The sequence below is a fragment of the Paenibacillus sp. SRL342 genome, assembly GCF_984798905.1.
The window spans coordinates 4,336,031-4,354,735 of the sequence record NZ_OZ481790.1; the positions used below are offsets into that span (position 1 = coordinate 4,336,031).

The 18,705-nt window shown below is 47.4% G+C and carries 19 protein-coding genes; 9 read left to right on the plus strand and 10 right to left on the minus strand.

Translation table 11 applies throughout. The annotated features are described in order from the left end of the window. Nucleotides 1–14 precede the first annotated feature (14 nt). The gene (locus AC4E8D_RS18910; RefSeq protein ID WP_221820450.1) at nucleotides 15–623 is read right to left on the minus strand and encodes a hypothetical protein; all 609 of its coding nucleotides are present in this window, start codon (nucleotides 621–623) and stop codon (nucleotides 15–17) included. Nucleotides 624–903: 280 nt separating this feature from the next. Here AC4E8D_RS18910 and AC4E8D_RS18915 point away from each other — a divergent pair, with 280 nt between their 5' ends. The 3 genes from AC4E8D_RS18915 to AC4E8D_RS18925 all read left to right on the plus strand — a co-directional run bounded on the left by AC4E8D_RS18915 (nucleotide 904) and on the right by AC4E8D_RS18925 (nucleotide 3,207). Beyond that, nucleotides 904–1,899, plus strand: a complete 996-nt coding sequence (locus tag AC4E8D_RS18915; protein ID WP_221820448.1) for a multicopper oxidase domain-containing protein — start codon at nucleotides 904–906, stop codon at nucleotides 1,897–1,899. A 49-nt stretch (nucleotides 1,900–1,948) separates the two neighbouring features. Next, a complete protein-coding gene (locus tag AC4E8D_RS18920) occupies nucleotides 1,949–2,635 on the plus strand; it encodes a Crp/Fnr family transcriptional regulator (RefSeq protein WP_221820446.1) in 687 nt (228 codons plus the stop codon). Nucleotides 2,636–2,781: 146 nt separating this feature from the next. Beyond that, on the plus strand, nucleotides 2,782–3,207 hold the full coding sequence (locus tag AC4E8D_RS18925) for a YlbF/YmcA family competence regulator (RefSeq protein WP_076210007.1): 426 nt from the start codon (nucleotides 2,782–2,784) through the stop codon (nucleotides 3,205–3,207). 133 nt (nucleotides 3,208–3,340) lie between these two features. Here the strand turns inward: AC4E8D_RS18925 and AC4E8D_RS18930 are convergent, their stop codons facing one another. Next, nucleotides 3,341–4,066, minus strand: coding sequence for a ZIP family metal transporter (locus AC4E8D_RS18930; protein ID WP_076210006.1), 726 nt, complete (start codon nucleotides 4,064–4,066; stop codon nucleotides 3,341–3,343). A 138-nt stretch (nucleotides 4,067–4,204) separates the two neighbouring features. Beyond that, nucleotides 4,205–4,933, minus strand: a complete 729-nt coding sequence (locus AC4E8D_RS18935) for a YwiC-like family protein (RefSeq protein WP_313771435.1) — start codon at nucleotides 4,931–4,933, stop codon at nucleotides 4,205–4,207. A 70-nt stretch (nucleotides 4,934–5,003) separates the two neighbouring features. On the opposite strand from AC4E8D_RS18935, the gene AC4E8D_RS18940 reads away from it, so the two are divergent. Continuing rightward, the gene (locus tag AC4E8D_RS18940; protein WP_076210005.1) at nucleotides 5,004–5,705 is read left to right on the plus strand and encodes a Crp/Fnr family transcriptional regulator; all 702 of its coding nucleotides are present in this window, start codon (nucleotides 5,004–5,006) and stop codon (nucleotides 5,703–5,705) included. 122 nt (nucleotides 5,706–5,827) lie between these two features. Here AC4E8D_RS18940 and AC4E8D_RS18945 read toward each other — a convergent pair whose 3' ends face one another. From AC4E8D_RS18945 to moaA, 6 genes are read right to left on the minus strand one after another with little or no spacing between them, the layout of a single operon-like run. After that, a complete protein-coding gene (locus AC4E8D_RS18945; RefSeq protein ID WP_221820443.1) occupies nucleotides 5,828–7,339 on the minus strand; it encodes a nitrate/nitrite transporter in 1,512 nt (503 codons plus the stop codon). Next, nucleotides 7,340–8,065, minus strand: a complete 726-nt coding sequence (gene narI / locus AC4E8D_RS18950; protein WP_221820441.1) for a respiratory nitrate reductase subunit gamma — start codon at nucleotides 8,063–8,065, stop codon at nucleotides 7,340–7,342. Then, nucleotides 8,062–8,739, minus strand: coding sequence for a nitrate reductase molybdenum cofactor assembly chaperone (gene narJ, locus AC4E8D_RS18955; RefSeq protein ID WP_221820439.1), 678 nt, complete (start codon nucleotides 8,737–8,739; stop codon nucleotides 8,062–8,064). The genes narI and narJ overlap by 4 nt, the downstream gene beginning before the upstream one ends. Then, nucleotides 8,739–10,208 carry a nitrate reductase subunit beta gene (gene narH / locus AC4E8D_RS18960; RefSeq protein ID WP_221820437.1) on the minus strand — a complete coding sequence of 490 codons (1,470 nt, stop codon included), beginning with the start codon at nucleotides 10,206–10,208 and terminating at the stop codon, nucleotides 8,739–8,741. The genes narJ and narH overlap by 1 nt, the downstream gene beginning before the upstream one ends. Next, nucleotides 10,198–13,950 carry a nitrate reductase subunit alpha gene (locus AC4E8D_RS18965; protein ID WP_313771434.1) on the minus strand — a complete coding sequence of 1,251 codons (3,753 nt, stop codon included), beginning with the start codon at nucleotides 13,948–13,950 and terminating at the stop codon, nucleotides 10,198–10,200. The genes narH and AC4E8D_RS18965 overlap by 11 nt, the downstream gene beginning before the upstream one ends. A 57-nt stretch (nucleotides 13,951–14,007) precedes the next feature. Next, nucleotides 14,008–15,009, minus strand: coding sequence for a GTP 3',8-cyclase MoaA (moaA, locus tag AC4E8D_RS18970; RefSeq protein WP_221820435.1), 1,002 nt, complete (start codon nucleotides 15,007–15,009; stop codon nucleotides 14,008–14,010). A 319-nt stretch (nucleotides 15,010–15,328) separates the two neighbouring features. Here moaA and AC4E8D_RS18975 point away from each other — a divergent pair, with 319 nt between their 5' ends. From AC4E8D_RS18975 to AC4E8D_RS18995, 5 genes are read left to right on the plus strand one after another with little or no spacing between them, the layout of a single operon-like run. Continuing rightward, on the plus strand, nucleotides 15,329–15,562 hold the full coding sequence (locus AC4E8D_RS18975; protein WP_036613358.1) for a DUF2249 domain-containing protein: 234 nt from the start codon (nucleotides 15,329–15,331) through the stop codon (nucleotides 15,560–15,562). A gap of 18 nt (nucleotides 15,563–15,580) precedes the next feature. Continuing rightward, entirely contained in the window at nucleotides 15,581–15,955 is a 375-nt protein-coding gene (locus tag AC4E8D_RS18980) for a hypothetical protein (RefSeq protein WP_221820433.1), read from the plus strand. Next, complete coding sequence (locus AC4E8D_RS18985) at nucleotides 15,942–16,547, plus strand: DUF2249 domain-containing protein (protein ID WP_221820432.1); 606 nt, start codon at nucleotides 15,942–15,944, stop codon at nucleotides 16,545–16,547. Before AC4E8D_RS18980 ends, AC4E8D_RS18985 begins: the two co-directional genes overlap by 14 nt. A gap of 13 nt (nucleotides 16,548–16,560) precedes the next feature. Further along, entirely contained in the window at nucleotides 16,561–17,793 is a 1,233-nt protein-coding gene (locus tag AC4E8D_RS18990) for a YceK/YidQ family lipoprotein (protein WP_221820431.1), read from the plus strand. 31 nt (nucleotides 17,794–17,824) lie between these two features. Continuing rightward, a complete protein-coding gene (locus tag AC4E8D_RS18995; protein WP_221820562.1) occupies nucleotides 17,825–18,124 on the plus strand; it encodes a metal-sulfur cluster assembly factor in 300 nt (99 codons plus the stop codon). Nucleotides 18,125–18,347: 223 nt separating this feature from the next. Here AC4E8D_RS18995 and AC4E8D_RS19000 read toward each other — a convergent pair whose 3' ends face one another. Next, complete coding sequence (locus AC4E8D_RS19000; protein WP_221820430.1) at nucleotides 18,348–18,689, minus strand: cupin domain-containing protein; 342 nt, start codon at nucleotides 18,687–18,689, stop codon at nucleotides 18,348–18,350. Between the last annotated feature and the right edge of the window lie 16 nt (nucleotides 18,690–18,705).

Here is an 18,705-nt window from a genome sequence, read left to right on the forward strand (position 1 = left end):
CTTCAATTTCATTCTCATCCAGTCTTGTGCTGAAGCTTTGACAGTGTACGCACAACCACATCCCTGTTCTTCGCATCCTTGATATAAGCCGGAATACTATGTGAAGCCGTTCTTATAGGCAGATTTCCGTATTTTACACGCAGATCTGCGGAAACATAAGCGATGAGGTAACTCAAGTGCTCCCGGTTCACAGCCCATATTATTTTCCCTCTGAAATCATCCATGAAGTATAATTCCAGCCCGAATACAGGATCTTTCCCTGCACGAATCTCGGCAAAATACCTTTCATATGTCGGCTTGGCATGTAATTCAACCTGATTAACAGAACCACAATGCGGACATTCCACATGCGTCGATCGGTGAGACGTCTTCTTCTCGTCCGTGACTTCCACGTTAAACCAACGTTCACATACAGCACAATTACCCTTGGCGTTATACTGATACACTGGTTCTTCAAGAGCTTGAGCGTAACATTCGTAACACTTCCAACCCAGTTGATCATTCCGTTGTTCAATCGAAGCGTGCCCACCGCATTTGGGACATTTCACATCAATCCGCTCTCCCCGTCGAAGAACCGAATAGAAACTGTACTTATATGCACCTTCATCTTCGAAACGTTTCATTCCGTATCCACCCTTCTCCTGAAACTACGACACACACCGCGTCAGAATACTCAACATTTACCAATCCATCTCTCCAAAATTATATGAAACTCCGTTCCTCAGCACAAGGAACGAAGGTAAGACGATTGGGAATCACTCTAATACGACTTACCCAAGTGTGTGCCTCATCACACCCATTCCTGCTCTAATAACGTAATCTATTACTACATAACGAATGGAGTGAAAGAACGCCTGTTTTTTAGTTTGTGAAAAACACCACTTGAGTAAAGGTTGTGCAGCTATGTTTTCATTACTGAACCTGAATGTATATAAATGGTCACTCGTATTCACCATTTTCACAGCCACTCTGTCTCATTGTAGTTCAACCGATACAGTTCCACCTGTTCACCAGAATGAAATCTCACCTACGGCCATCAGCCAAGCCCCGGTGGACCCGATCATCCGCAAAGAAGGCACCACAGTATATATTGAAATGACTGCCCAGGTTACAGATATCGAAATCTCCAAAGGCGTGATCTACAACGCTTGGACATTTAATGGTACCGTCCCTGGACCCGTTCTACGAGTGACCGAGGGAGACACACTGGTGTTCACGTTGAAAAATAAAGATTCCAGCTTGCCTCACTCCATGGATTTTCACGCTGTACATGCTGCCCCCAGCAGCAAATTTATTGATGTTATGCCAGGCGAGGAAGGCACGTTCACCTACCCAACCTCCTCACCCGGTGTATTCATGTATCACTGTGGAACCAAACCTGTCCTTGCCCATATCGCGAACGGTATGTACGGCATGATTATTGTTGAACCCAAGGCTGGATACCCTTCTGATCACTTGGTTGATCGTGAATATACCCTTGTTCAGAGTGAATGGTATAAAGAACATGATTACGAAGCCTTTTTGAACGGGGAACCGGAATATGTCGTATTTAACGGCAATGATTATGGATTGACCAAGCATCCGCTGCTAGCCAAAGTAGGAGATACAGTGCGGATCTATGTCAGTAATGCCGGACCCAATGAAGTCTCATCCTTCCACATTGTCGGGACAATAATGGACCGTGTGTATACCGATGGTAACCCACGTAACATCCAGTATGGAATACAGACGGTTATGCTTCCCGCAAGTGGTGGAGCCGTCGTAGAGTTCACCGTAACTGAAGAAGGCGATTATGCGATTGTAACCCATCAGTTCAATCATGTAGCCAAAGGAGCTTCCGCTGTTCTCCGTGTAACCAAGGACGGTATTGATCATGGCGGACCCGCAATGTCTCACTGAAACATGACAATGGCTATGACTATCCTGAACCATTCGAGGTGATTAAACGATGATCTGTGCACACGAAGCGAAGGATGCCTGTTTCTCCAAAGTATCTCTGTTCCAACATCTTGATCCATCCGAAGCAGCATTGCTGACCTCCCTTCTGCATACCCGTACTTATAACAAAGGTGAAGTTATCGTCCAGGAGGGTGAACGTTCAGATACGCTTTATGTGGTTCATCAGGGATGTGTGAAGTTATCCAAATACAACGAAAATGGCAAGGAACATATTATCCGGTTTCTGTTTCCCGGAGATTTTTTCGGACAAGATTCCCTTTTACATCAAAAAGCACATGCGGCAAACGCCGAAGTTCTGGAGCCTTCGGCCATCTGCTCCATTAGCAAGCATGACTTTGGCCAGTTACTTGAACATGATCCGAAGCTTGCTTACCATTTCCTGCTTGCCATTTCCAATCTTCTCCGCGAAACAGATGAATGGAACAGTTCGCTCAGTGCGATGACAACGGAACAGAAGATTGCCAAGCTGCTTTTGTATTTCCATACCCGAAATCATGCAAGGCATGAGATCCGCTTGCCTGTTTTCAAAAAAGATATGGCTCTGTTACTCGGTATCACACCCGAAACACTAAGTCGCAAACTTACCATGATGCAAACTCAGGGGCTGCTTCAGGTTACAGGAAACTGCATCCTTATTCTTCAACTGGAGCAGCTTAGGGAAAAGGTTACTCACTGAACTAAAGATTTGACAATAACACTGAGATGACAGAATAACAGCGTATTTGGACAAGTATTATATTTCACATCAGATGTGAGTATCGTCACAGTGCGGGCTTACGTTAGCGTATACAGTTAAGAAAAGATCTACAGGAGGGTTTTGCGATGAATACGGTTGTTAAATTGGACAAACAGATCATTATGCACAAAATGCAGGAGTTATGTTCACTACTGTTACAAGATGAAGGATACAAAGAGATGCGGGACATGATTGATCAGTTTGCAGCAGATGAACAGGCCACAGCCCAGTATGAGCGTTTTATGGAGAAACATCAGGCACTGGAGGAGAAAGAACGGCAAAATATTGAGTTGCTTGCCTCTGAAATTCAGGTATATGAAGAGGAAGAACGCGCTCTTTATGATCATCCCCTCATTCGACGGTTCATCTATGCACAGCGCGAGTTCAGCCAGCTGCATCAGCAGATCAGTCACTATTTCACGAAATCCGTGGAAATGAACCGTCTACCCGAAGCGAATGAACTGGGTAAAGAGGCTTGCGGGTGTGGAGGAAGTTGTTCCAGCAACCACTAAGATTATCTTTTGTCTGAATAATAAAAAGAGTATCCGATCAGAAACCACTCTGTTCGGATACTCTTTTTATATAGATTTAACTAATATTTACACGACTATGTAGTGGACAGCGATCGGAAGCTTATTCTGTCATCTACAGATCCAACAATAGTGATACGAGCAATCCCATGGATGCAATCAAACCCACGACAGGTCCGCCTTCCTCAAAGGCTTCTGGCATCATCGTCGAGCAGATCATCGCAATGATTCCACCACCTGCAAATGCACCAATTGCTGCCCCCATCTCCTCAGGAAGCTGCTCGAGAAACAGATATCCACCCAGAGCTGCAAACGCGGAGATCAGCAATACACTTAACCACATCAACATAATTTTCGCACGACTGTACTTGCTGCCCTGCAATCCAACCGTACTCGACAGACCTTCAGGGATGTTGCTGACAAAAATGGATACCACCAGCACCACACTGACACCGTTGCCGGCCAGCAAGCTGGCTCCAAGCATGATGGATTCCGGGATAGCGTCCATTACTGTGCCTGCAAAGATCCCCAAGCCGCTTTGATTCGAGTCTCCTGACCTTCCCGAGCGTTTACGCCCTGCCCCACCCTTTGCCGAGATGAGCAGGTCAAACAAGGTATACACGACGGCACCTGCCGTAAAACCAATGGCTGTAGGGATAATCCCCCCATCATTCAGCGCATCTCCGAGTAGTTCAAAGGTAGCTGCCCCGATTAATGTACCTGTCCCAAAAGCCATGATCCATCCAATGACTCGTTTAGGAATCTTTAGAAACAGGGCTGCGAGTGCACCAATGACAACCGCTGAGGCAGAGATGCCGCCCCACATGAATGCAGTCCACATCCGGGTCGCCCCCTCTCTTGTTCAATAATCTTCTATCATTCCATTAACCCTTGCCGACGAATCAAAAACAATCCTGTGACGTTGTGACCTATATCACCTGCTGTGTTCAAAAATCACGCTATGATGAAATGATACGGTTTACAACAGAACAGACCAGATCAGGAACTGTACGGCTCCAATAATTTCAATGATACCGACCTTCATAGGACGCAGTGTTCTGCCTGCATATATGAAGGTGCGTACAGCGGAATAGATATACGCCAAAGACATCCATGGATATCCGATCACCATCGGTATGATAATTAGAAGGATATGTACCATGCGAGTTAGCATCAGCCATCGCTTATTCGTTCGCTCTCGAAAGACTGATTTCACAAAGAACGTACTTCCTGTAAAATGTAAGAAAGAGAACAAAACGACGATTGCCATTCCATAGTCCCAGTGCCCGCCTCCTATGAGATAAGCAGCTGCTCCCCCCAGAGAGAATACGAGCATGGCACACAGGTCATTGGTAAGCGAGCGTTCTACTTTGTGTCTCACATGCCAGATGTTCACCAGCAACAAGCCAGCCAGTACCGGGCCAAAGAATAATAGTGAGATCTGACCCAGAACGGGTGGGATCAGACAGATTAGAGCCACTGTACCGTAGATTACCGCCCACTTGTAGAGACGATGTCGATTGGCATTCTTTTTCAAAGACTGTAGTAAGGGATACGCGGTTAGATATAATCCAAGCCAAGCTACAAATAAGGGCGCATGCAGCCAGTGCGGACCACTTGCAATCACACCTACCAGAAAAGGCACACTAACCATGGCCCAGCCGCCATGTTCATGAGGGATAACGATTGAATGCGTATTGGTTTTCACTTCACAGTTAACCTCCTAGGATTGAATGATATCGAAGTTAGAAATATGAACACAGAGAGGAAAGATTCTCATGAGCAGGGTAAACAAAGATTCAGCAGCGGAGTTTCTACAACAGTTCCCCATCTTTCAGGACCTTAGTCCAGAAGAATTAATGCAGGTCGAAGATATCGCCATTTCCAGAAGCATTCATAAGAAAACGGTCATTTTTAGCGAAGGTAGCGAAAAAGAAGCTGTTTTTTTCATTCGTACCGGCATCGTAAAAGCATATAAAACGGATGAGAACGGACATGAACAGATTGTCTCTTTTCTCAAAACAGGAGATATGTTCCCGCACACCGGCTTTTTTAACGCACACCCCTATCCGGCTACCGCTGAAGCGATTACACCTACCGAATTACTGGCCATACCCGTCAGACTGTTCGAACGTTTAATGCTGAGCACTCCATCGATTGCGATCAAAATCATGCGTGTACTCGGAGACAAAATACGAGAATTACAGGATAAATTGCAGGTACTCTCTGGTCAGGACGTGCGCAACCGCGTGCTCTCCTTCCTTCTCATGCTCGCAGAACAACACGGACAGACGCATGGAGACCAAATTATCATCAATCTGCCCATGACACACCAGGAGTTTGCCAATTCCATTGGTACAACAAGGGAAACAGCGAATCGGCTTCTGAATCAGCTTACAAAAGAGCATTTGATCGAAGTGGATCGCAGCCGAATTATCATTCTTGATTTACAAGCATTGAAGCAACAAAGGGATGCCTGACCGCCCAGCTCTACTGGGGTTATTCCAAGTTCTTACACCAATCTCTGTGTGCAAAAAGAGACCTTAACGCCTGCAATCGATGTTAAGGTCTCTTGCTGTATGCACAATTACCGATACATGTATCAGGCGATTGTGAGCTCTGGCCTGCCCATGTCACTGAACATGCCCGCATAATATTTGACATCGCCTGCCTCATTACGGATTGCCGTAATACTTAGCCATTCCTGATAGATCTCTCCGTTTTTCTTCCGATTCCAGATCTCGCCTTGCCAATATCCTTTTTCACGTAATTCCATCCATAATTGGTCATAGAAACGTTTGTCCTGTTTACCGGATTTCAGCAGACTTGGCTTCTGTCCAACCGCCTCTTCAGCACTGTAACCAGTGACCGCAGTAAAGGCCGGGTTCACGGATGTAATAACACTGTTCGTATCTGTGATCAGAATGGCTTCAATGGTACTCTCCAGAATGCTCGCAGATAACTGAAGCTTCTCCTGGTAGAACATCCAGATCACAAGTACAAGACTGACCAACGCGATCTGAGACAAAGCCATGAAACCAATGGCATAATGACCGGTCATGCTGTACAACAAAGTCAACATCAACGGAGGGAAGAATCCACCCAGTCCCCCCATAGCGGAGATCATCCCATTCGCTACACCTGGTTGTTTAACGAAATACATTGGCACTAATTTGAAAATGGTTCCGTTACCTGTCCCTGCGCATAATGCCACAGTCAGACATCCAATCGTATAGATATAGAATGATGGCGCGAAGGATAATACAATCGCTGCGATCGTTAACCCGCCGAACACAAACATTAATATTTTGAATGGATTAAATCGATCTCCAAGCCAGCCTCCCACGGGCCGCATAATGGTTGCAACGAGAATGAATCCCGCTGTACGAATACCAGCATCGACTTTATCCATCTGAAAGTGACTAACCAGGAAATTCGGCAAGTACACCGTAAATGCCACGAACGAGCCAAATGTCAGAAAATAAAACAAGCAGAGCAACCATAGTTTATTGTTGCGTGATATGGCCTTCAGTTGCTGCATCAATGGAGCGTTAACTCGTACTTCCTGTTTGTCACCCAGAACGAAATTCAACGCCGCCATCCCTAATAGCAAAATACTGTAGAGCAGAACCGTCGTAGACCATCCCATTCGATCAGCGATCAGCGGGGCTCCGAATGCAGACAGTGCTGTACCCAGGTTACCAATTCCGTAGATCCCGTTAACAAATCCATGTCGCTCTTTCGGATAATATTTGGGCAGTGAAGTTACACCGACGGAGAAGACAGCTCCTCCGATACCGAGGAACAATCCACCAATCACCAGATCACTGAACGACGTCGCACGGCTAATCCACCATACCGGGGCCAGCAGCAGGACAAAGCTGATCATGAAAATATTGCGTGCTCCATATCGATTCGTCCAATAACCAATCGGAATACGGGCGATGGATCCGATCAATACGGGAATCGCTGTCGCCCACGCAAGCTGGGAAGACGTAAGCGTAATATCCTCTTTAATAAATGGCATCAGAGATGACAGGATAACCCATACCATGAAACCCAGAACCAGACTTGCGGTTTGCAAGGGCAGTTGAACCTTTCCTTTATGTTGCATTTACATCGCCCTTTCCTTTTTTTGTTCCTGATTCGGATACACTGCTCCATCTCTTCTGCGATACAGCACATAACTGCGTTTCAAATACCCCAGTGGCATACTCAGCATGTGAACCAGACGTGTAAATGGAAACACGCAGTACAGTACAAAGGTAAGCAGAATGTGTACTTTGAAGTTCATCGGTACTGTCTGCATCAGAACGGGATCAGGCTGGAATACGATCAGACCGCGCAACCACGGATTAATCGTTGTTCGATAGTCAAAACCTGTGTGATTCACCGCATTAGCCGAGGTCGCCAGTATTCCGGTGACAATGACAATGATCAACATGGCAAGTGCCATCCAATCCCCGATGCTGCTTGTCGCCCGCACTCTGCGAGCAACATAACGGCGAACCAGCAAAATGACAGCACCTGCAAATGCAATGATCCCCGCAGGAAGTCCTCCTGCAATAGCCATCAAGTGATATCCTTCATCACTCAGGCCAATCCAGCGATAGAACTCCACTGGAACAAGCAAACCGGCAATATGTCCACAGATTACAGCGAATATCCCGATATGAAAGAGTAAACTGCCCCATTTTAGCATGCGTTTCTCCAGCATCTCACTGGACTTGGACGTCCAACTGAAAGGATTCGTCACATAACGCCAGATCGTCGCCGTAATGCAGAAAACAATGACCATATAGGGAAGAGCGCCCCATAACAACAGTTCCAGTGTACTCAACGATTCCCCCTCCTCATCTGGGCAGCGATCTGCATAAGATCTGCTGGTTGTTGGTTAACTGTTTTTTCTTGTTCTGGCACATCAGGGGCAGGAGGCTCAGGAATGACCTGTAACATCAGACTGAGCAATGGTCCATATGGGCTGTTCTGTCCCGTAATGCTTTCGCTCATTGTGACCAACGCCTTATGGCAACTGGAGAGCACCCCTAAGGCATCTTCCTCGGGAGCCTCAGCTACAAATTCAAGCACCATAGGCAAATAGTCCGGCAACTCACTCACTTCCATATAAAATCCCGCAGCTTCATATCTGCGTTTCAATTCAATCAGAGCCGGGCCCCGATCCCGTTCATCTCCATGAAGAGCATACGTGAGATAGAGGTTACACTTTTTATCAAAATCGAATGTACGAACATAGGCATCCTGCCACTCAATCGAGCTTACCGACTGTGCTTCATCTACAAATGTCAGCAAGATCTGGTTCACCATCTCATCGGAAATGGACTGTATAGCTTCCTTCACTCCTTGCAGTCCTTCTCTCCACGCTGTATCCGGATATTGCAACAGGTAGGAGATCAGTTTACAGACCATTCTTCTCGTATTCGTATCGTAAACCAGAGCCTGACCTGTTCCCTCATTGGGTTCGATCGTCATCGTTGTCATTGTCTCCTTTCCCATCAAAATACCCCACAAGAACCAGGACCACCTGCAAAATCAAGTCCGCAGCTGCCCTGTTCGCTGAAGAGATCTTCCACTTCCTCACGGTGGGCTGGCGGGATGACAAAACGATCATTATACTTCGCAATCGCGAGCAGTCGGTACATGTCCTCCACTTCCTGCGCATCCATGCCTACTCTTTCCAACAATGCCGATTCACTGGTCTTACCCGTCTGCTGATTACGCATGTGAATGCGCATAACGGCCATCTTCCGCAGGACCTCACGAATTCGATCCGTATCTCCTGCTGTAAGCAGATTGGCAAGATACTCCACCGGAATACGCATGTTATCAATCGCAGGGAAAATATCATTAGCCTCCAGTGAACTTCCCTGTCCCTCTACCCGATTGGTAATCGGGCTAAGCGGTGGAATGTACCATACCATTGGCATGGTACGGTATTCAGGGTGAAGCGGGAGCGCAATTTTCCAGTCGATAACCATTTTATAAATAGGGGACTGCTGCGCTGCAATAATCCAATCCTCGGGAATTCCTGCCTCACGCGCTTCGCGAATCACCTCAGGGTCATTCGGATCAAGGAAAATATCCATCTGGGATTCATAGAGATCCTGGTCATTTTCAACGGAAGCAGCAGCTTCAACACGGTCTGCATCATACAGCATCAGGCCGATATAGCGGATACGTCCCACACAGGTTTCGGAACAGATCGTTGGCAGACCTGCTTCAATCCGCGGGAAACATAGCGTACATTTCTCGGCTTTGTTTGTCTGCCAATTGAAATAGACCTTTTTGTACGGACAGCTCGATACACAGAATCTCCATGCGCGGCATGCATTTTGGTCAACCAGTACAATCCCGTCTTCTTCCCGTTTGTACATCGCTCCGGAAGGACAGGAGGACACACAGGCTGGGTTAAGGCAATGTTCACAGATCCGTGGCAGATACATCATAAATACCTGTTCAAAATCCATCTTGATCGAATCCTCGACACCCTTCATGTTGGGGTCTTCCATCCCGGTTACATGGGCACCTGCCAGATCATCCTCCCAGTTAGGTCCCCACTCCAGATTCATATATTCACCGGTAATCTGGGATTTCGGTCTTGCTACAGGCTGATGTTTTTTCTCCGGGCTGTTCGTCAGTTTCTCATACTCGTAGGTCCATGGCTCGTAATAATCATCAATGGTAGGCTGATCCGGGTTATGGAAAATGTTAAGCAAGCGTCTTGCCCGTGTGCCGGACTTCAATTCCAGTTTGCCATTCTTCATCTCCCAGCCACCGCGATAACGCTTCTGGTCCTCCCATTGTTTCGGATAACCCACCCCTGGCTTGGTCTCTACATTGTTCCAGTACATATATTCTGCACCTGGACGATTGGTCCAGGTGTTTTTGCACGTAACACTACATGTATGGCACCCTATGCATTTGTCCAGATTCATGACCATACTGACTTGTGCTTTAATCTTCAAGCCAATCCACCTCCTGCAGTTTTCTTATGATGACATTGAGGTCACGCTGATTGCCTGTCGGGCCATAGTAGTTGAAGCCATAACTTAACTGGGCATAACCACCGATCATATGGGTGGGCTTCACATGAATACGTGTCGGACTGTTATGCGTCCCCCCACGTGTCTGTGATATTTTGGTGCCCGGAACGTTAATATGACGGTCCTGAGCGTGATACATGAATGCCATGCCGCGAGGAATACGGTGGGTCACTACGGCTCGGGCAACGACTACTCCGTTACGGTTGAAACATTCGATCCAGTCGTTGTCAACCAGTCCGGCTTCTTCTGCATCTTCGTAGTTCATCCAGATTGTCGGGCCACCTCGGAACAACGTCAGCATCGGCAGCGCATCATAGTACATACTGTGGATCGACCACTTATTATGCGGTGTCAGGTAGTTCAGGACAATCTCCTTTCCCCCTTCGATCGGACGTTTGCTGTTTGGATGGAACGGCGTATGCTTCAGCACAGGTTTAAATGTCGCTAATGTCTCTCCGAACTCGCGGAGCATCGCATGATCAATATAGAACTGCTGTCTGCCCGTCAATGTACGCCATGGAATCAGGCGCTCCACATTGGTGGTGAATGGCGAATATCTTCGTCCGCCTTTTTCCGATCCGCTGAATGCAGGCGAGGTAATGACCGTTTTCGGTTTGGAAGTGATCTCGTCAAACGTAAAACATTCCTCAGACCGTTCCTCAGCCAAATCTTTCAGATGCAATGCTGTTTTCTGTTCAAGCGCTTCCCACGCACGCACAGCCATTTTGCCGTTCGTTGTACTGGACAAGGTCAGAATGGCCTCAGCAACATTACGGTCTGTGCTCAGATCCGGACATCCTTGTCCAACGCCATCTTTACGATGCACGCCCAGGATGCCCTTGAGTTTTTCATACTCTTCACTGGCAGACCAGGATATGCCTTTGGTACCGATTGGTTTATCCTTCACCACAGGTCCAAGGCTGATCATTTTGTTATATACGGCAGCATAGTCACGTTCCACGACCTGAATATGCGGCATCGTTTTACCCGGGATTGCTTCACATTCTCCCGCACTCCAGTCTTTGATCTCTCCGTACGGTTGAGCAAGCTCATCTGGTGAATCATGCAACAGCGGTGTAGCTATGATCTCTTTCTGTGGACCATCAAATTGCTGCGCAGCCATCTCGGAGAATACACGTGCAATTTCCTTGAAGGTATCCCAGTCCGAACGGGATTCCCACTGCGTGGCTACAGCCGGATTAAATGGATGAACGAACGGATGCATATCCGTACTGCTCAGATCGCTTTTTTCATACCAGGTCGCTGCTGGCAGAACAATATCGGAATACATCGCCGTACCTGCCATCCGGAAATCCATATTGATCATCAGGTCGAGTTTGCCTTCCGGTGCTTCATCCACCCATTCCACATGCTCTGGGCGCAGTCCATGATCATCATCATTCAGCAATCCGTTCGTTGCACCGAGCAGATGCTTGAGGAAATACTCATGTCCTTTGCCGGAACTTGAGATCAGATTCGCTCTCCAGACAAATAGTACACGCGGAAAGTTCGCTGGATCATCCGGTTGCTCGATTGAGAATTTCAGATTTTTGTTCTGCAATTCTGAGGCTACATAAGCACCGATCTCTTCCTTCGTCGTTGCTCCAGCCTGCAGCGCATCCTGATGCAGATCAATCGAGTTACGATTGAATTGTGGATAAGATGGAAGCCAGCCCATACGCGCAGCCATCACATTATAATCAGCCACATGCTGGAACCGCGGTTCACCCTCAAGCGCCGAAGTCAACTCTCCTACTTGGGTCTCCTCGTATCTCCATTGATCTGTTGCAAAGTAGAAGAAAGATGTTCCGTTCTGCAGACGTGCAGGTCCGGTCCAGTCACGAGCAAAGGCAATCGTCTGCCAGCCTTCAGCCGGACGCAGTTTTTCTTGACCAACATAGTGCGCCCAACCTCCACCGTTCACACCCTGACAGCCTGTCATCAGTATTAAGTTAATGATGGCGCGATAGATGACGTCGGAGTTGTACCAGTGATTAATACCGGCTCCCATGATGATCATGGAACGCCCTTTGGTATCGATCGCATTTTGTGCAAACTCACGTGCAATCTGTACGACAGTCTCTTCGTCCACACCAGTGATTTTCTCTTGCCACGCTGGGGTGAATGGTTTTACCTGTGGTGCATTCAAGATGTCGTCTCCACGGTGAACACGTACACTCAACTGCTCCGCACCAGTGACTACTTCTGCTGAATCCGAAGAACGTGTCATTTCACGTTCAATTCCGTATTTGGCAAGTACCAGATCGTATACGGCTGTTACCGTAATCCATCTGTCCCCCAGCCAGATCTGGCGTACAGGAATCTGCCGCTTCATGACATGTTTTCCCTCATCATCAAAGTACGGCAGATGAATGGTTACGAGATCATGATGGACTCCGAGCATGGATAGTCTAGGATCAATCGGCTCACCGTTCTCCACCTGTTCCATTTTGAGATTCCATGTGCCTTCTTCACCCCAACGGAAGCCCAAACTTCCTTTTGGCATCGCATAGGTTCCACTGTTCTCATCGTATACAAGCGTTTTCCATGCCATATTGTTGCCCGTAATACCCAGGTCTTCCCCAACGAGAAATCTGCCTGCTGTGTGTATCCCGTCCTTTTCTTCCACAATCAGCAGATTTGGAAAGTCCGTATACTGTTTGGCATATTGCATGAAATAGTCCGTGGGCTTTTCAATATAAAACTCTTTCAGGATGACATGGCCCATTGCCATCGCCAGAGCGCCGTCCGTTCCTTGTTTTACCGACATCCATGTATCTGCAAATTTCACATATTCCGCATAGTCCGGGCTGATCGACACCACTTTCGTTCCCCGATAACGTGCTTCAGCCAGGAAGTGGGCATCCGGTGTCCGCGTCATTGGCAGATTCGAGCCCCATACCAGAATGTATCCCGAGTTGTACCAGTCACTGCTCTCCGGCACATCCGTTTGATCGCCCCAGATCTGAGGTGAAGCCGGCGGCAGATCCGCATACCAGTCATAGAAGCTGAGCAATGGTGATCCCATCAGGGACAAGAAGCGCGACCCTGCTGCATAACTGACCATCGACATAGCAGGAATTGGAGAGAAACCAATAATCCGATCCGGTCCGTATTCTTTGATCGTATGAATCAGCGAAGCGGCAATAATCTGTGTCACTTCACCCCATGAAGCGCGAATTAATCCACCTTTACCACGTACCGATTTGTATCTTTTCACTTGGGCCGGATCATCCGCAATGCTGGACCACGCTTGAACCGGGTCACCATGTGTCTGAAGCGCATCACGCCACATGTCCAGCAGCGCACCACGTACATAAGGATGTTTGACACGCAGCGGGCTGTACAGATACCAGGAGAAGCTCGCTCCACGCGGACAACCTCGTGGTTCAAATTCCGGCATATCCGGTCCGGTTGAAGGATAGTCGGTAGCCTGCGTTTCCCAAGTGACAATGCCGTCTTTCACATAGATCTGCCAGCTGCATGATCCGGTACAATTGACGCCGTGTGTGGAACGCACCACTTTGTCATGCTGCCAGCGGCGGCGGTAGACATCTTCCCAATCCCGGTTAACTGGGGACATCTCACTCCAGCCCTCCGCACTTTTTTCACGTTTGGCAAAATATTTGAGTTTGCCCATCCAGGGCATGCTTTTGTTACTCATTGTTGTCCTCCCACATATATGACCTGTTGATGCAAGTTGAATCCTGAACTGCTGTTGCTAACCTCCGATTTGCGACATATGTCGCAGCGTTGGCGTGCCGTCAATCTGTTGCCCGTTTAAGGCTTTTAACATGTCATGTGTTTCGGGTTTGGCTCCGAGTGCCTTGTAAAATAAATCCTGCACCGCCTTGTCATCACCTACGAGTGGACGAACATTGAACTCATCTGACCAGTAGAGACAAGGTTTGATATTTCCGTCTGCTGTCAGCCTGAGCCGATTGCAATTTCCGCAGAAATGGCTGCTCACCGGATGAATCAGACCAAAGGTTCCGGCAGCTCCCACAATGCGATAACTATCTGCAGGTCCATTCCCATAAATCTCTCCACAGCTTTCGTACTCCCATTGTGCTCCGCATGTTTCCAGCACATGTTCGAGGGGCATATACCCAGATCTCCAACCTTCTCCACTTTCACCAATAGGCATGTACTCGATAAAACGAATATGAATGGGTTCATCCCGGGTCATCCTCAGAAAGTCTTCCACTTCATCGTCGTTCACGCCTTTCATCAGCACCACATTCAGCTTGATCGGATGAAATCCGGCTTTTTGGCTGGCCTTAATGCCGTCCAGCACACGCTGCACCTTGCCGCCTCGGGTAATGCTTGCGAATCGTTCTGGCTTCAAAGAATCCAGGCTTATGTTCACCCGTGTTAGCCCCGCAGCCTTCAGCAGATCCGCATAAGCTGCCAAATAGATGCCATTGGTGGTCAATGCGATATCTTCAATTCCTGGAATAGCGGACAACATCGCAATCAGTTGATCCAGCCCCTTACGAACAAGAGGCTCCCCTCCAGTTAAACGCAATTTCCGAATGCCCAATGGAGCAAGCGCCTTAACGATGGACGTGATTTCTTCATAGGACAGGATTCGTTCTGTCGGTTCAAACTGCATTCCTTCCTCTGGCATGCAATACACACAGCGGAGATTACAACGATCCGTAACCGAAATTCTTAAGTAATCATGTTTTCTTCCAAACGGGTCCATTAATTTTGATTCCATACACATACCTCCCTTCTCTAGGGTGCTGTATTCACATCAGCCGAAGGAGAAACCTGTTTTCTCTCATCCAGTGTCATCTTGACGCTAAATATAAGGATGTCTCACTCGCTGAACTGTGCAAAATATCACAAGAAGTGAAACATAGCGCACAGTTGCACATCTATATATGCTCACCAGCCCTTTTCCAAACAGGATTCTGGTCTAAATAAGTCTAAATTATGGCAAAAAGAAATGTGTGAGCCTGCTCACACAGACCCCTCTTCACGTTTTCTATAATCAAATTGCAGCACCACACTATCCCTATTTGGAGGAATGACACATGAACACATACGCAGCAACCATTAATGCCACGGAGTATCCACCGCATTTGAAACATAAAGTTATTTTCGAAACGTTTGATCAGTTGCAACCACAGGAATCCATGCTGCTCATCAATGATCACGATCCAAAGCCACTTCGATTCCAGTTCCAGTCCACACATCCTGATGGCTTCAACTGGGAGTATATTGAGCAGGGCCCTACAACCTTCCAGGTCAAGATCAGCAAACTATAGAATTGGAGCTGAACCGCTATGGCCCACGTTGAAATCATTGACAATACTACACTTCGCATCACGCTGAGGTTGGAAGATGCCACAACCATGGTGCAGATAGCACAGCGTGAACAGGCCGAATATGCGCAAGAGATTGTTACCATTTACGAAAAAATGCCTGTGTTCGAATATACTCACTTCTGTTTTTACGCCTATGACAGTGCAAGACTTTTTGAGCGTGTGCTCGGCATGGACCCCAAAGCCTATCTGTCCTTCTCCCTCGATGCGCCGGAGTCATTCTTCTACGCGCTGTACGGTGGAATGGCCGCCCTGTATGAATCATCTCTGCAGTTGGTACAACAGGCGGATGTAGCTAGTGCAGGATTGGATGTGAACGCACATGTCTCCATCTGATATCCGTATGGTTGAATTGGATGTGCGCCCTCATCTGAGTAAAAAGCTGGAGCCGTTTCAGCTGATTATGGACACGGTCAAGGGCCTTCAGCATGACGATGTGTTTGTCCTACATGCTCCATTCAAACCAACGCCTCTGCTCGGTATTCTCAAGCTGAAAGGATATTCCAGCACATCGGAACGAAAAGGTTCAGATCACTGGGTTACCACATTTGTGCACAAAAAAAATAAAACCGGTGCAAAAGCATTATCTGCAATGGTTTTACCTGGATCAGAAGTTAATTCGGAGCCCGGTTCAGACGAAGAATCAGCTTCATGCAAAGGACATCCGGAGGAGCAAGCTGTTGCGATTGCAAACATTGAAACTCCACAGGCACCCAAAGTTATACTGGACAATCGCGGATTGGAACCGCCACAGCCCATGATGCGAACACTTGCCGCTCTGGAGCGTTGCAAACCTGGGGAAATCGTACTGATTCACAATGACCGTGTACCTGTATTCCTGATTGAAGAGTTAAACAATCTAGGTTGCACCTACACGGTTGAAGATCAAGCCGATGGCACAGCCAAAGTGAGAATTGAAAAAGGGTAAGGAGGAGAAAGCCATGTCCAGGTTGCCGTTTCTTTTCATCATCACGGGCATCTTTGGATTTGTAATGTATCACGCCTTCTCCCTGCTCTCGCTGACAGGCTGGCTTGGTGATGAACTCAGAGGACCCGAAGGCTGGTTTCATGCTCATCTGTTTGTGCTCGGGTGGGCAACCATGCTCGCAATGGGTGCCGTTTATCAGTTGATACATGTTATTTTGCAATCCAATATCTACAGTCTGGTTCTCGGTTATTGTCATTATGTCTTGTTCAGTATCGGAATCGTAGGCATGTTATACGGCTTCATTTGTGCAGATGTCATCTGGATTTCCGGTTCTGCGACACTCGCGCTCTCTGGCATCCTGTTGTTCGGATGGAATATGGCTGTTACCCTCTTACGTGCCTCACAATGGAATCCGGTAACGATTAGTGCAGCATGTTCGTGTCTTTATCTGGTTCTTACCGGGCTATCCGGTATGCTGATGGGTCTGAATTTTGCCTTTGGTGATTGGAATGGTATGCATGAACGCTTGTTCGGCGCACATATCTGGATGGGAACACTCGGCTGGTTTGGCATGTTAATTACCGGATTCAGTTACAAAATGCTGCCCATGTTCTACCTGTCCCACGATTACTCCCTTCGATTACAGAAAGTGGTCCTGGTTCTGTGGAATGCAGCTGTAATTACAGGCGTTGTCGCATTTCTGACTGGGCTTAAGGGAGGTTTGCTCTGGTTCGCGCTCTTGCTCCTAACCGCAGCCCTACTCTTCTATGTGTATCACTTGGAGCAAATTCAGGAGAAACGTCACAAAAGCAACCCCGGGCCGGGTATTCGCTGGTCTGTGTATGTAAGCCGTGCCTTTGCCGCATATGCTGTCGCCCTACTGATCTATTCGGCGCAAGGAACCGAACTGCTGCTCCATCCAAGGGTTGTTCTTCTGTCTGGATGGGTATATCTCGGGGGCTGGGTGTCCCTCACCATACTCGGATATGCCTCCAAAATCGTGCCTTTTCTCTGGTGGACCCACAAATACGGCAAGCAGGCAGGCAGACCCGGAACACCGCTAATGGCTGGTATGCTGAGTGAACGGAACGTCAATTGGGGGATGATCGCCATGGTGGCTGGAAGCCTTCTGCTAGTCAGTGGAATTCTGATTAATCTGGCAGAGGTTATGATGGTTGGAGGAACAGCCTTATCTCTGGTTTCCATCGTTTATATAGCGAATATTGCTTTGGTATTCAGACGTTAATGTTAAAAAGGTAGATTGGAGGGTGAACATGATGGAACAAACAACGCATTTACTGGAATGTCTCAAGGAAGTATATGACCCTGAATTAGGTGTCAATATCGTTGACCTTGGTCTGGTGTATGAAGTAAAGGAAGAAGCTGAACGAGTACATGTACGGATGACGCTAACTACACCAGGTTGTCCGCTGCACGATACCATCGTTGGTGCGGTGAAATGGGTTTTACAGGAAAATACGAATAAGACTGATATTGACGTTCAAGTGGTGTGGGAGCCACAATGGTCTCCACAGATGATGTCGAATGAAGCCAAGGAATTGCTGGGATACTTCTAGGCAGAATGACTATAGACCGGATAATGAACAAGTTGCTGGCGGAATACGAAGAAGCGTACTTAAATCTGATGTTCTCAGACTCAAGTATGCTTTTTGTTTTGCGATGGGAAACACTTGATTAAGATATTCTTGAATAAAAATAAATAAGGAAACTCCAGAATAGAGTTCCCCTTATATTAGTTCCGATCAGTGAATCGTTGTATCGCTTCCTTGATATTCGATGTTAGATGTCCTTTGCATAGGATGCTGCTGGCACTTTGTTTAACACCACGAACAAACGAACCTCCTGAGCTCCTGTATTATGGAATGCAAACTCCACTTCACCGCCGCAATGAATTACATCCTCTTGTTTCACTTCTTGTTCTTTTCCATCCAGCATAAGTGTGCCTGTGCCTTCGACCACCAGCAAAATAACGTCTGTGCCTGGATGTTTATGAACGGGAAGCTGCTGACCTGGCAGAAAATGAAGTACAAAGGTCACTCCACCACCCTGTTGGAATAAAACTCGTTTAGTAAAACGCTCCTCACTGAATGCTTTGACTTCTTGCAATGACGTGATACTCATCCTAATCGTCCTCCTC